General features: G+C 70.0%; 13 protein-coding genes. 4 read left to right on the forward strand and 9 right to left on the reverse strand.

Annotated features, from left to right (window positions below; translation table 11 throughout):
- Positions 1 to 166: 166 nt before the first annotated feature.
- The 4 genes from dapB to hemH form a co-directional block, all read right to left on the reverse strand.
- Positions 167 to 937: a 4-hydroxy-tetrahydrodipicolinate reductase gene (dapB, locus tag IAI58_RS01445; protein WP_207448025.1), complete on the reverse strand. Its 771-nt coding sequence runs from the start codon at positions 935 to 937 to the stop codon at positions 167 to 169.
- A 136-nt stretch (positions 938 to 1,073) separates the two neighbouring features.
- A complete protein-coding gene (hemJ, locus tag IAI58_RS01450) occupies positions 1,074 to 1,526 on the reverse strand; it encodes a protoporphyrinogen oxidase HemJ (RefSeq protein ID WP_207448026.1) in 453 nt (150 codons plus the stop codon).
- The gene (locus IAI58_RS01455; protein WP_207448027.1) at positions 1,523 to 2,179 is read right to left on the reverse strand and encodes an HAD family hydrolase; all 657 of its coding nucleotides are present in this window, start codon (positions 2,177 to 2,179) and stop codon (positions 1,523 to 1,525) included. Before IAI58_RS01455 ends, hemJ begins: the two co-directional genes overlap by 4 nt.
- The gene (gene hemH, locus IAI58_RS01460) at positions 2,176 to 3,288 is read right to left on the reverse strand and encodes a ferrochelatase (protein ID WP_207448028.1); all 1,113 of its coding nucleotides are present in this window, start codon (positions 3,286 to 3,288) and stop codon (positions 2,176 to 2,178) included. Before hemH ends, IAI58_RS01455 begins: the two co-directional genes overlap by 4 nt.
- A gap of 141 nt (positions 3,289 to 3,429) precedes the next feature.
- Between hemH and IAI58_RS01465 the strand changes: the two genes are divergently transcribed.
- From IAI58_RS01465 to rho, 4 genes are all read left to right on the forward strand, one after another.
- The gene (locus tag IAI58_RS01465; RefSeq protein WP_207448029.1) at positions 3,430 to 4,011 is read left to right on the forward strand and encodes a nucleotide exchange factor GrpE; all 582 of its coding nucleotides are present in this window, start codon (positions 3,430 to 3,432) and stop codon (positions 4,009 to 4,011) included.
- Positions 4,012 to 4,250: 239 nt separating this feature from the next.
- Positions 4,251 to 6,182: a molecular chaperone DnaK gene (dnaK, locus tag IAI58_RS01470; protein ID WP_207448030.1), complete on the forward strand. Its 1,932-nt coding sequence runs from the start codon at positions 4,251 to 4,253 to the stop codon at positions 6,180 to 6,182.
- Between the two features lie 95 nt (positions 6,183 to 6,277).
- Positions 6,278 to 7,426, forward strand: a complete 1,149-nt coding sequence (gene dnaJ, locus IAI58_RS01475) for a molecular chaperone DnaJ (protein ID WP_207448031.1) — start codon at positions 6,278 to 6,280, stop codon at positions 7,424 to 7,426.
- 441 nt (positions 7,427 to 7,867) lie between these two features.
- Positions 7,868 to 9,142 carry a transcription termination factor Rho gene (rho, locus tag IAI58_RS01480; RefSeq protein WP_207448033.1) on the forward strand — a complete coding sequence of 425 codons (1,275 nt, stop codon included), beginning with the start codon at positions 7,868 to 7,870 and terminating at the stop codon, positions 9,140 to 9,142.
- A 40-nt stretch (positions 9,143 to 9,182) separates the two neighbouring features.
- On the opposite strand, the gene IAI58_RS01485 is transcribed toward rho, so the two are convergent.
- The 5 genes from IAI58_RS01485 to IAI58_RS01505 all read right to left on the reverse strand — a co-directional run bounded on the left by IAI58_RS01485 (position 9,183) and on the right by IAI58_RS01505 (position 13,480).
- On the reverse strand, positions 9,183 to 10,145 hold the full coding sequence (locus tag IAI58_RS01485) for a DUF2125 domain-containing protein (protein ID WP_207448035.1): 963 nt from the start codon (positions 10,143 to 10,145) through the stop codon (positions 9,183 to 9,185).
- A 414-nt stretch (positions 10,146 to 10,559) separates the two neighbouring features.
- Positions 10,560 to 11,333, reverse strand: coding sequence for a lysophospholipid acyltransferase family protein (locus tag IAI58_RS01490; protein ID WP_237182471.1), 774 nt, complete (start codon positions 11,331 to 11,333; stop codon positions 10,560 to 10,562).
- Entirely contained in the window at positions 11,330 to 11,944 is a 615-nt protein-coding gene (locus IAI58_RS01495) for a YdcF family protein (RefSeq protein ID WP_237182892.1), read from the reverse strand. The genes IAI58_RS01490 and IAI58_RS01495 overlap by 4 nt, the downstream gene beginning before the upstream one ends.
- On the reverse strand, positions 11,941 to 12,813 hold the full coding sequence (locus IAI58_RS01500) for a cell division protein FtsX (protein ID WP_207448037.1): 873 nt from the start codon (positions 12,811 to 12,813) through the stop codon (positions 11,941 to 11,943). The genes IAI58_RS01495 and IAI58_RS01500 overlap by 4 nt, the downstream gene beginning before the upstream one ends.
- Positions 12,806 to 13,480, reverse strand: coding sequence for a cell division ATP-binding protein FtsE (locus tag IAI58_RS01505; protein WP_207448039.1), 675 nt, complete (start codon positions 13,478 to 13,480; stop codon positions 12,806 to 12,808). The genes IAI58_RS01500 and IAI58_RS01505 overlap by 8 nt, the downstream gene beginning before the upstream one ends.
- Positions 13,481 to 13,572: the final 92 nt, after the last annotated feature.

Here is a 13,572-nt window from a genome sequence, read left to right on the forward strand (position 1 = left end):
CCCCCGGAATTCCGGGCGTGGCTGTTTCGCAGGGGCGGCATAAGGGGTCAAGGGCGCATAGGGACGGGTTTGGCATGCGCGGCCCCAGGGGCTGGCTGTGCCCGCCCGACGCCCGGCCATTCGGCCCCGGCTGCCGGGGCGGCCCCACAAGGACGTGGCGCCGGCCTCAGCCCATGCCCAGCACATGCTTCATGTCGTAGAGGCCCGGCGGCTGGCTGGCGACCCAGCGCGCCGCCCGCACCGCGCCAGTGGCATAGACGCGCCGGTCGAAGGAACGGTGGGTCAGGGCGATCTGCTCCGCCCCCGCGGCGAAGAGCAGGGTATGGTCGCCCACCACCTGCCCTCCCCGCAGCGCCGCGAAGCCGATGGAGCCGGTCCGGCGGGGGCCGGTATGGCCGTCACGGCCGCTCTCGGTGCCGCATTCCTCCAGCGTCGTGCCACGCCCCCGCGCCACCGCCCGGCCCAGGGCGATGGCGGTGCCGGAGGGTGCGTCCACCTTCTGGCGGTGGTGCATCTCGACGATCTCGGCATCATACTGCTCGGGCGGCAGGGCGGCGGCCATGCGCTCGGCCAGGGCGAAGAGCAGGTTCACCCCCGGCGCGAAATTGGCGGCATGGACGATGGGCACGATCTTCGCCGCCTCGGCCACCGCCGCCTCCTGCTCCACCGAGAGCCCGGAGGTGCCAAGCACCAGTGGCCGGCGGTGACTGGCCGCCAGCGCCGCATGCATGGCCGAGGTCTCGGCATGGGTGAAGTCGATCACCACGTCGCTGCCGGCGAACATCGCCCCGGCGTCGCTGAAGAGCACCGCTCCCTCCGCGGCCCCGCCGCGCGCGGTGCCGCCCGAGAGATGCTCCCCGGCCGCCAGGACCTCCTCGGCCAGCAGGCGGCCCATGCGGCCGGAAATGCCGGCGATGCCGATGCGGAGCGTGGTCATGGTGGCTGGCCCTCGGTTGCGGATGCGGGGCGGAAGTGTCGCGGCGGGGGGGCTTCCGTCAAGCCGGGGCGAGGCCGGGCCCGCCGCGCCGGCGGACCCGCAGCGGAGTCCGGGGCGGAGCCGCCCTGGACCACCCTCAGAACGGCCGCACGATCACCATGATGACGATCAGGATCAGCAGCAGCGTCGGCACCTCGTTGGCGATGCGCCAGTAGCGTTCCGAATGCTTCCGCTCATCCCGCTCGAAGCTCTTGCGCGCGACGGCCAGATGGCCGTGGAAGGCGCTCATCAGCAGGAAGCCCAGCATCTTGCCGTGCCACCATCCGGCCGACCAGTCGACGACGCCGGGCGTCAGCACCAGCATGATCCCGAAGATCCAGGCCGCGATCATGGCGGGGTTGATGATGGCGCGCAGCAGGCGGCGCTCCATCACCTTCAGCATCTCGCTGCGCTCCGAGCCCACCGGCGCGGCGGTGTGATAGACGTAGAGGCGCGGCAGGTAGAACATCCCGGCCATCCAGGCGAAGACCGAGATCAGGTGCAGCGCCTTGGTCCAGGGATAGAAGGCGGCGAGCGCGTCGATCGTCATGATGCGATCCCCAGCAGGCGCGGCAGTTCCTCCATGCTGTGGAAGGGCTCGGCGCCCTGGGCCTCCAGCAGCGCGGCGGGGGTCTCATGCGCGAAGCCCAGCACGCGGCAGCCGGCGGCTACCCCGGCGCTGGCGCCCAGCGCGCTGTCCTCCACCACCACGCAGTCGCGCGGATCGGCCCCGCAGGCGGCGGCGGCGGCCAGATACATGTCCGGCGCCGGCTTGGGGTTCGGCACGTCCTGGTAGGAGAAGACGCGGCCTTCGAAGAAAGGCATCAGCTTCAGCCCCTCCAGCTTGGCCTCCAGCTCATCCCGCCCGGAATTGCTGGCGCAGGCCATGGGGATGCCGGCCTCGGCCAGCGCCTTCACCACCGCCATCGCCCCCGGCATGGGCGGCGCGTCTTCCCGCATCCGGCGGGCGATCAGCGCGGAGAGCTCGGCCGGCCATTCCGGCGGCAGCGGCCCCACCTGGCGCTCGATCAGCGGCACCATGTCCGGGATGGAGCGGCCGAGGAAGATGCCCTTGCACTGCTCGACCGTCACGGGCCAGCCGCGCGCGGTCAGGTCCTCGGCGACGATGCCGTTCACCAGCTGCTCGCTGTCGGCCAGCACGCCGTCGCAATCGAAGAGAACGGCGGAGGGGCGTCGGGTCATGCGGGCACCTTCTCGGCACGGGGGGGCTTCACGCCCGTATGCGGGCAGCCGGAATGGACCTTCGGGCACTGCCGCCCGCCCGCGAAGGAGCAGAGCCTGCGGTTGCCCGCCTCCCGCACCCGGCCGACCAGCGCGGCCAGCGCCCGGATGAAGGCGGGGTCGCTGTTCTGGGTGGGGCAGCGGAAATAACCGGGCACGCCCAGCTTATGCGCCAGTTCCTTGTATTCCACATCCAGCTCCACCAGCGTCTCCGAATGCTCGGAGACAAAGGCGATGGGATGGACCAGCACGGCCACGCCGTCGGCGGCCGCCTTGTGCAGCGCCTCCTCCGTCGAGGGGCCCAGCCATTTCTGCGGCGTGACGCGGGACTGGTAGCAGATCTGCCAGTCCAGCCGGTCCGGGGCCAGCCCCCCGGCCTCCAGCGCCTCCACCACGGCGGCGGTGCTGCGCTCCACCTGCCACTGATAAGGGTCGCCCTGCTTCACGATGGTCTCGGGCAGCCCATGGGCGGAGAAGAGGATGCGGAGCCCCTTTCCCGGCGGCAGCTGCGCCCGCGCCTCGTCATGGGCGCGCCGCAGGATGGCGGCGGTGGCGGTGGCGAAGCCCTCGTCGGAATGCCAGCAGCAGAGGGTGCGGGTGGGCAGCGAGAGGCCGACCGAGGCGCAGGCCTCATCCCAGGCCGCCATGGAGGAGCCGGTCGTGGTGGTGGAGAACTGCGGATAGAGCGGCAGCAGCACCACCTCCTCGGCGCCCCAGTCCTTCACGGCCCGCGCGGTGGCCTCGGAGAACGGGTGCCAGTAGCGCATGGCGATGAAGCAGCGCGCCTCCACATCGCCGCCAATCGCGGCCTGCAGGGCGGCGCCCTGCTCCTCCGTCAGAGGCAGCAGCGGGGAGCGGCCGCCGAGGATGGCGTAGTTCTCGCTCGCCGCCTTGGTGCGGCGCCAGGCCACGAAGCGCCCCAGCGGCTGCCGGACGAAGCCGGGCAGGCGCAGGATGGCGGGGTCGGTGAAGAGATTGGTCAGGAAAGGCCGCACCGCCTCAGGGGAATCCGGCCCCCCGAGGTTGAACAGCACGATCGCGAGCTTAGGTCGGGCGGAGGGGGGCTGCATGATGGGGTTGGAGATGCCATCTTAAACCGTGGGGTCAAGGTGCGGCCGCGCTCCGCCTGCCGGATGCTGCCGCGCGGTAACTTGTTCCCAGGCCCCTCCGCCCCTAGGTGGTGAGGCAGACCGGGGTTCCCCCGCTCCCCCATGACCATGAAGAATGATCACCCGATGAACGAGCAGACCACCAATCCCTCCCCCGGGACCGAGACGCCGGAGGCCCCGCAGCAGCCCGCAGATGCCATGGCGCGCATCGCCGAGCTGGAGGCGGAGGTGACGCAGCTGAAGGATCGCTGGCTGCGCTCGGAGGCGGAAATGCAGAACCTGCGCGCCCGCACGAAGCGCGAGGTGGAGGATGCCCGGCAATACGCCGTGCAGAAATTCGCCCGCGACGTGGTGGAGACGGCCGAGAACCTGCGCCGTGGCCTGGACGCCCTGCCCGCCCCCGCCGAGGATGAGCCGGAGCTGCTGACGAAGCTGCGCGGCGGCTTCGAGGGCGTGGAGCGCAACTTCATCACCATCCTGGAGCGCAACGGCGTGGTGAAGCAGGACCCCGCCGGCCAGCCCTTCGACCCCGAACTGCACCAGGCGATGGCGCAGCAGCCGGCGCCGGAAGGCATGGCCGCCGGCACCGTGATCCAGGCCTGGACCCCCGCCTGGACGCTGAACGGCCGCCTGCTGAAGCCCGCCATGGTCGTGGTGGCCGGCGGCGTGTCGGAAACCGCCTGACCCGGCCGGGCCTGAGGCCGCCCCGGCCCGCCCCTGCCGCCTTCCGCCCTGCACAATTTCTGCGCATGGCTGGCCGGCTGGTCTTGTCCGGGGGGCTGCGGGCCAATACATCGGAAACCGAAACCGGCGTTCCTTCACGGGAACGGCCGGCCCCTTCCACCCCATCCGCTACATAGCAAGCCGGGGATGGGCGCGGCGCCTCGATCGGGCCGCCCCCGTCCGCCAGAAGGAGAATTCGGATGAGCAAAGTCATCGGCATCGACCTCGGCACGACCAACAGCTGCGTCGCCATCATGGAAGGCGGCGAGGCCAAGGTGCTGGAGAACGCTGAGGGCGCGCGCACCACGCCGTCCATGGTGGCCTTCACCAAGTCGGGTGAGCGCCTGGTCGGCCAGGCCGCCAAGCGCCAGGCCGTGACCAACCCGAACGACACGCTCTATGCCGTCAAGCGCCTGATCGGCCGCCGTTTCGACGACGCCATGGTCAAGAAGGAAGCGGGCCTCGTCCCCTTCAAGATCATCCGCGCCGACAATGGCGATGCCTGGGTCGAGGCCGGCGGCCAGAAGATGGCGCCGCAGCAGATCAGCGCCAATGTGCTGTCCAAGATGAAGGAAACCGCCGAGAACTACCTCGGCGAGAAGGTGACGCAGGCGGTCATCACCGTCCCCGCCTACTTCAACGACAGCCAGCGCCAGGCCACCAAGGAAGCCGGCGCCATCGCCGGCCTGGAAGTGCTGCGCATCATCAACGAGCCGACGGCGGCCGCCCTCGCCTACGGCCTCGACAAGAAGCACGCCGGCACCATCGCGGTCTATGACCTCGGCGGCGGCACCTTCGACGTCTCCATCCTCGAGATCGGCGACGGCGTCTTCGAGGTGAAGTCCACCAACGGCGACACCTTCCTGGGTGGCGAGGACTTCGACCAGCGCGTGATCGACTACCTGGCCGATGAGTTCAAGAAGGAGAACGGCATCGACCTGCGCGGCGACAAGCTCGCCCTGCAGCGCCTCAAGGAGGCCGCCGAGAAGGCGAAGATCGAGCTGTCCTCGGCCAAGCAGACCGAGATCAACCTGCCCTTCATCACCGCCGACGCGTCCGGCCCGAAGCACCTGGTGCTGCAGCTGACCCGCGCGAAGCTGGAGGCGCTGGTTGACGACCTGGTGCAGCGCACCCTGGAGCCCTGCCGCCAGGCGCTGAAGGATGCCGGCCTCGCCGCCAACGAGGTGGACGAGGTGATCCTGGTCGGCGGCATGACCCGCATGCCCAAGGTCATCGAGGCCGTTAAGAACTTCTTCGGCAAGGACCCCGCCCGGAACGTGAACCCGGACGAGGTGGTCGCCATCGGCGCCGCCATCCAGGGCGGCGTGCTGAAGGGCGATGTCAAGGACGTGCTGCTGCTGGACGTGACCCCGCTGAGCCTGGGCATCGAGACCCTGGGCGGCGTCTTCACCCGGCTGATCGACCGCAACACCACGATCCCGACCAAGAAGTCCCAGACCTTCTCCACCGCCGACGACAACCAGACCGCGGTCACCATCAAGGTGTTCCAGGGTGAGCGCGAGATGGCGGCGGACAACAAGCTGCTGGGCAACTTCGACCTGCAGGGCATCCCGCCGGCCCCGCGCGGCGTGCCGCAGATCGAGGTGACCTTCGACATCGACGCGAACGGCATCGTCTCCGTCTCGGCCAAGGACAAGGCCACCGGCAAGGAGACGCAGATCAAGATCCAGGCCAAGTCCGGCCTGTCCGAGTCCGACATCGAGCGGATGGTGAAGGACGCCGAGGCGCATGCCGAGGAGGACAAGAAGCGCCGCGCCGCGGTCGAGGCCCGCAACCAGCTCGAAGCGCTGATCCACACCACGGAGAAGTCGCTGAGCGAGAACGCGGACAAGATCCCCGAGGCCGAGAAGGGCGAGGCCGAGGCTGCCCTCTCCGCCGCCCGCTCCGCCAAGGACGGCGAGGATCTGGACGCCATCACCAGCGCGACGGAGCGTCTCTCCGCCGCCGCGATGAAGGTCGGCGAGGCGATCTACAAGGCCACCCCGCAGGAGGGCGCCGCCGAGGGCCAGGCCGGTCCGGGCGCCCAGGCCCAGCAGGGCCAGCCGAATGGCGAGAAGGTGGTCGACGCCGAGTTCGAGGAAGTCGACCCGAACAAGAAGAAGCCCAGCTGAGGCGCGGCTTCCTGGTGAATTAAGCGTCGCGCCCGGCTTCCTCGCGGAAGCCGGGCGTAGTCTTATCGACCCTGAAGTGGGGGACTGACCCGGCTATGGCCAAGCGGGATTACTATGAGGTTCTGGGTGTCGCCCAGGGCGCCAGCGAGGATGAGCTGAAGAAGGCTTATCGCAAGCTGGCGATGAAGTACCACCCGGATCGCAACCGGGACGACAAGGGCGCCGAGGCCAAGTTCAAGGAATGCTCCGAGGCCTATGAGGTCCTGAAGGACGCCGAGAAGCGCGCGGCTTATGACCGCTACGGCCATGCCGCCTTCGAGGGTGGCATGGGCGGCGGGGGCGCCGGCGGCGGCAATCCCTTCGGCGGCGGCGGCTTCGAGGATATCTTCGAGCAGATGTTCGGCTTCGGCGGCGGCGCCGGGCGGCAGCGCCAGGGCCAGGCTGCCGGCCGCGGCGCCGACCTGCGCACCGATGTGCAGATCTCGCTGGAAGAGGCCTTCGCCGGCAGCAAGCAGACGGTGCGCGTGCAGACCGGCGTGCAATGCGATGCCTGCAACGGCTCGGGCGCCGAGGGCGGCAGCACGGCGGCGCAGACCTGCGGCACCTGCGGCGGCGCCGGCAAAGTGCGCGCGCAGCAGGGCTTCTTCCTGATCGAGCGCGCCTGCCCCACCTGCGGCGGCACCGGCCGCGTGGTGAAGAACCCCTGCAAGGTCTGCCACGGCGCCGGCCGCGTGCAGCGGGAGCGCACGCTGAACGTGACCATCCCGGCCGGGGTGGAGGACGGTACGCGCATCCGCCTCTCGGGCGAGGGCGAGGCCGGGCTGCGCGGCGCGCCGGCGGGCGATCTCTATGTCGATATCAACATCCAGCAGCACCCGATCTTCCAGCGGGACGGCGCCAATATCTTCGTCCGCGTCCCACTGCGGATGACGCAGGCGGCGCTGGGTGAGGCGGTGGAAGTGCCGGTGATCGATGGCGGCCGCGCGCGCGTCACCATCCCCGCCGGCACCCAGTCCGGCGACCAGTTCCGCCTGCGCGGCAAGGGCTTCTCCGTCCTCCGCTCCGCAGCCCGCGGCGACATGTATGTGCAGGTCGCGGTGGAAACGCCGCAGAACCTCTCGGCCCGCCAGCGCGAGCTGCTGGAGGAATTCGAGGCCGAGGCCAGCGAGCGCGAGAAGAGCAGCCCGGAAAGCGAAGGCTTCTTCGCCAAGGTGCGCGAGTTCTGGGAAGGCCTGGGACGCTGATATCCTGCCGCCCCGCCATGTTCATGGATGAACCCATGGTGCATGGCGGGCAGGATACCGTGGCCGGCCCCCGGTCTGATGGAACGGTCCGGGCGGGTGAAGATGCCGTCCAGGATAGAAGGCCGGAGGGGCGGCATCCTTCCGGTCTGTTTTTCTGCCGGAAATCAGAGAATTTCTTCCTGAACCCCTTGAAGAATCGCCGATTTCCTCTATTTGTGCATTGACGTGGTGGTGGCTGTGACCCTAGCGTTGCGGCGCTTCCCGTCCATGGCGGCATTCCAGGCTTCTGGTCTGGCATTCCGCCACGACTCCCCTCCTTGATCCTCTTCGGGACATTGCCGGCCGCACCCATTCGGGCGCTCGCCGCACATGGGCAGACCCTCTCGGTCGCGCCTTGGGAAGTGTCCCCTGCTCTACGCCGGAACGGAACGCGTCCCGCCCATGCATCTCTCCGAACTCAAGGCCAAAAGCCCCGCTGATCTGCTGGCTTTCGCCGAGTCGCTCCAGATCGAGAACGCCTCCAGCCTGCGCAAGCAGGACATGATGTTCGCCATTCTCAAGCAGCTCGCCGAAAATGAGCAGGCGATTCATGGCGATGGCACGCTGGAGATCCTGCCGGATGGCTTCGGCTTCCTGCGCTCTCCACAGTCCAACTACCTGCCCGGGCCGGATGACATCTATGTCTCCCCCGCCCAGGTGCGCCGCTTCGGCCTGCGCATCGGCGATACGGTGGAAGGCCAGATCCGCGCGCCGAAGGATGGCGAACGCTACTTCGCGCTGCTGAAGGTCAATACCGTCAATTTCGAGCCGCCCGAGGCTCTCCGCCACCGCATCAACTTCGACAACCTCACTCCGCTTTATCCGACACGCCGGCTGAAGATGGAGAACGAGAATGCCGAGCCACCGCCGAAGGGCATGCAGAAGGACAACACGCCGCGCGTGATTGACCTCGTCGCCCCCATCGGCATGGGCCAGCGCGCACTGGTGGTGGCGCCGCCGCGCACCGGCAAGACCGTGATGCTGCAGAACATCGCCCGCAGCATCAGCGCCAACCACCCCGACGTCTTCCTGATCGTGCTGCTGATCGATGAGCGGCCCGAGGAAGTCACCGACATGGCCCGCACCGTCCGCGGTGAGGTCGTGGCCTCCACCTTCGACGAGCCGGCGACCCGCCACGTGCAGGTCACGGAGATGGTGCTGGAGAAGGCCAAGCGGCTGGTCGAGCACAAGCGCGACGTGGTCATCCTGCTCGACTCCATCACCCGCCTGGGCCGCGCCTACAACTCCGTCGTGCCCTCCTCGGGCAAGGTGCTGACGGGTGGCGTGGATGCCAATGCGCTGCAGCGGCCGAAGCGCTTCTTCGGCGCCGCCCGCAACATCGAGGAAGGCGGCAGCCTCACCATCATCGCCACCGCGCTGATCGATACCGGCAGCCGCATGGACGAGGTGATCTTCGAGGAGTTCAAGGGCACGGGTAACTCCGAGCTCATCCTCGACCGCAAGCTCTCCGACAAGCGCGTCTTCCCGGCCATCGACATCACCAAATCCGGCACCCGCAAGGAAGAAGTGCTGGTGGACCGCGCCACGCTGTCCAAGATGTGGGTGCTGCGCCGCATCCTGAACCCGATGGGCACGCAGGACGCGATGGAGTTCCTGTTGGACAAGCTGAAATACAGCAAGACCAACCAGGACTTCTTCGACGCGATGAATACCTGAACACGACAAGGGGGCCGGAAGGCCCCCTTTTCCGTTCAGCTCATGGCCAGGCCAGCGGGCGCAGCCGCAGCAGCGGAATCCGCGCGGCGCTGAGCGCGCCTTCCTCCAGCGTCACCGGCAGTTCGATCACCGGCGCACCGCCACCGGCATCCAGCCGCGTCAACAGCGGCAGGATGCGGCGGGCCATGGCGGCGGTGCGCGGCGGCACCAGCCCGGCATCGGCCATGGCATCCAGCGTCTCGCCCGGATTCGCCACGCGCAGGGTGCCGGCACCGCTGGGCTGCAGCGCATCATCCAGTGCCAGCGTGGCGGCGGCGCTGGCGGCCATGCTGCCCCAGCGCAACGTCATCCCCTGCACCTCCACCCATCCACCTGCGTCGCGCCAGGCGGCCGCGCGCTGCCGGATGGGGCCGAACCCATCCAGCCTGCCATGCAGCAGGGCCTGCAGCGTGGTCTCCTCGATCTTCGGCCCCAGCGGCTGATTGCCCGGCAGCGCCAGGCCGCGCAGCCGGGCGGTCATGGCCGTGGCATCCGGGCCGCTGGCATCGAAAGCGGCCTGCAGATGGTCCAGCCCGATCGGGCCGGCGGGGCTTTCCAGCCGCAGCGCAGTGCCCTCCAGCACCCCGGCCAGGGGCGGAGCGCTGCCATCCAGCGTCAGCACGGCCGAGAGCGACCCCGCCTGCAACGGCATGGGCGGTCCGCCCAGCGAAATCTGCTGCGCGCCCTCCGGCTCCAATCGCAGCCGGTCGTGATGCTCTGGCGTGACGGACAGGCGCAGCGCCTCCGCCCGCCATTCCAGCCCCTCCGCGGCCAGTCGCATGGCGGGCAGGCGCAGCGTGGCGGCGAAAGGCCAGCCAGCGCGCTCGGGGGCGCCGTATTCCACCTGCCAGCCCTGGGCCCGTCGCAGCGCCGCCCAGTTCTCCAGCGCCGCCTGCAACTGACCGCTCATCCACCACAGCAAGGCGGCATGCGCCCCGGCCAGCAGCAGCAGCGGAACCAGCACCGCCAGGAGGATATGTCTCCTCCGCCACCGGCGCCGCGGAGGGGCACCGGGTGGCGGGGATGAGGTCACGGCCAGCGCCGCTTGGGTCTGGAGTCTCACGGCAGCCGGTATAGCGCCGGATTCGTCAGGGCGCATGTCCGCATGCCCATATCGGCCCCGAGGGGAATCATGCTTTATCCCCGGAGGTGAAGGCCAGGGCTGCCGCGCCGCAAACTATCCACAAGAGCTTTGAGTCTTCCCTGTGCTGTTCAGGACACGCCTGCCCTTTGTACCACACCATTTCCGTTTAGCTAATGATTTCAATCACTTGGTAGAAAACAAGCACAGGCACAACCATTCCCGGGCCAGACGAATCAAGGAGTCGCAGGCCTTTAGAGGGCATTCTTCGGGGCGGACGCCAAGGCTGTTCTCCACTTATCCCACAGAATTATCCACAGGCACGGGATAATCATCAGGCAGCAGCCGCAGGCTCTCCGTCTCGATCGCTTCTTCCATCCGCGCCAGCAGGGCGGCACGGGGCAAGCCCATCGGCAGAGGCGGCAACAGGGCCACCGTCAGGGTGCCCGGGCGCTTGGCGAAGGCCCGCCGGCCCCAGAACAGGCCGCTATCCGTGGCCGCCGGGATGATCGGCCGCCCCACCGCCGCGCCCAGCGCCACCACCCCGGGCTGATAGGACACGCGCTGGCCGGGGCTGGTGCGGGTGCCCTCCGGGAAGATGATGATCTGCGAGCCCTCGGCGGCGGCCGCGGCGGCCTCCCGCACCATCTGCTTCAGGGCGCGGGCGCCGCCGGCCCGGTCCACCGCCACCGCGCCATATTTCCGCGCGACCGTTCCCCAGACCGGGATCCGCAGCAGCTCCTTCTTCAGCACATAGACGGGGTCCGGCAGCAGGGCGAGCCAGATGATGGTGTCGAAGGCCGACTGGTGCTTGGCGGCGATCACTGCCGGACCGGTCGGCAGGTATTCCCGCCCCGTCACCCGGACGCGGATGCCGCAGACCACCCGCAGCAGCCAGAGCATCAGATGCGCCCACCCCTGCGCATGGCGGCGCGTGAGGCGGCGCGGGAAGGGCAGCAGCAACAGGCCCAGCAGCACCGCCCCGGCCGTGACGCCAAAGAACAACAGGTTGAACAGGGCCGAGCGCAGCAGCGTCAGCAGGCCCGGGGGGGCGTCATGGGGTGCGGTCATTGTCGCGGGAAGTCGCTCTTGATGGCGGAGAGGCCAAGGGCGGCCCCGATCAGCTTGATATATTCACGTAGCAGCAGACCCGGCCTCGCCCCCGCCGCCTGTACGGGATGCGGCACCAGCGCCACGTCCGGCAGGTTGCGGCGCAGTTCCAGCAGCGCGCGGGGCATGTGATAGCCGGCCGTGACCACCCGGAGCGAGTCGATCTCCTTCTCCCGCGCCCAGATGGCGATCTCCTGCCCATTGCCGCGCGTGCTGGCGGCCAGCCGCCCCAGGGTGATGGCCGGGGTCGCCACCCCCGGCGGCGCGCCGCGCACCGGCGGCGGCTCGGGCTCGGCGCCCGGCAGCAGGGCGGGGGCGATATTGTTGGTGCGCGCCAGGTCGGCCAGTTCCGCGCCACGGCTGACGCCCGAGACCATCAGGTGCCGGGCATAGCCCTGGGACAGCAGCCGCAGCCCGACCTCCACCCGCTCCGGCCCGCCGGTCAGCACGGCGATGCCATCGGTATGGCGCAACGGCATCTCCGGCCGCGCCCGGCTCTGGCCCAGGAAAAAGGCGAAACCCGCCAGCAGGGCCAGGGCGGGAATGCCCGCCAGCCACCACCACCGCTTCACGGCAGCCGCCGCAGCCAGCGCCGCACGCTATACTGGGCGGTGGCCCAGCCGATGCCCCCCGCCACGGGCGGCAGCAGCGCCAGGTCCAGCCAGGGGAGCGCCGCCAGGGGCACCTCCCCGCCCGTGAAGGGAGCGGCGAGGGAGGAGAGCGCCACCAGCGCCGGCACTGCCAGCGCCGCCCCCGCCAGCGCGCCACCCGCCGCCAGCAGCCCGATACGGCGGGCGAAGCGGCCGGCGATGTCGCGCTGCGTGGCGCCGAGGTCGTGGAAGATCTCGATCGCCTCGCGCCGCGCGGCGATGCCGGCGCGCGTTGCCACCGCCACCACAGCCACTGCCACGCCCACCACCAGCCCCAGCACCGCCAGCGCCACGCCCTGCACGCTGCTGGCCAGCGCCGCCAGCCGCGCCACCCAGACGCCATGCGCCTCCAGCTCGGCCCCCGGCACCGCCTCGGCCAGCCGGGCGGCCAGCGGAGAGGGATCGATATCCGGGTTGAACAGCTTCAGCTCCATCACCGCCGGCAGCGGCAGGGCGGCCATGCCGTCATCCACAGCCGCACCCAGCCAGGGCCGCAGCAGGGCACGCATCCGTTCCGGGCTGACGGCCTCGGCGCTTTCCACCTCCGGCATGGCGCGCATCACGGCCAGCGCCTGGTCCATGCGGTTGGCCTGCTCGGGCGGCAGTTGCACCGTCACGGCGGCGGCGGCGCCGGCCTGCCAGCGGTGGCGCAGCGCCTCGGCGCCCCGGCTGCCGGCCAGGGCCAGCGCGGCCAGCAGCGCCATGGCCGCCACCAGCCCCGGCAGCAGCCGGTCGGAAAGCGCGCGCCGCAGCCCCAGCGGGTCGCGCGCATAGCGGACATGCCTAGCCATGATGCAGGATCCGCCCGGCTTCCAGCACCAGGGAGGGCGCGGGGAAATTCGCCACCAGCTCCTCGCTGTGGGTGGCGACGACAACGGTGGTACCCAGGCGGTTCATCTCCGTCAGCAAGGCCAGCAGCCGCCGCGCCTGATACGAATCGAGGTTGCCCGTGGGTTCATCGGCCACCAGCAGCTGCGGGCGCGTCACCACGGCGCGGGCGATGGCGACGCGCTGCTGCTCGCCACCCGAAAGCTGCTGCGGCAGGGAGGTTTCCTTTCCCGCCAGCCCGACCCAGCGCAGGATCTCCGTCACGTCCGGCCGCGCGCTCGACTCGGAGCGGCCGGCAAGACGCAGCGGCAGGGCGACATTGTCGAAGGCCGAAAGATACGGCAGCAGCCGGAAATCCTGGAAGACCACGCCGATGCGCCGCCGCAGCGCCGGCAGCTGGGCCCGGCGGTCGGCCCGCACCGACATGCCCAGCACCTCCAGCGTGCCGCGCGTCGGCAGCTGCGCCAGATGCATCAGCCGCAGCAGCGAGGACTTGCCCGCGCCCGAGGCCCCCAGCAGCCAGGTGAAACTTCCCTCCGGCAGCGTGAAGGTCAGGTCGGATAAGGCTTCCGGCCCCTCGCCCCCGTTCGGGGCGGGGTAGCGCAGGCCGACGGCGGTAAAGCGGACCATGGGGCAGGGAAATGCCACGGCACGGCCTGACATGCCACCCGCGGGTGAAGGAAGGCACAGAGGGCGATGCATCGGGCTTGCGGCGCGCCACC

Source organism: Roseomonas marmotae (assembly GCF_017654485.1).
Classification (GTDB): domain Bacteria; phylum Pseudomonadota; class Alphaproteobacteria; order Acetobacterales; family Acetobacteraceae; genus Pseudoroseomonas; species Pseudoroseomonas marmotae.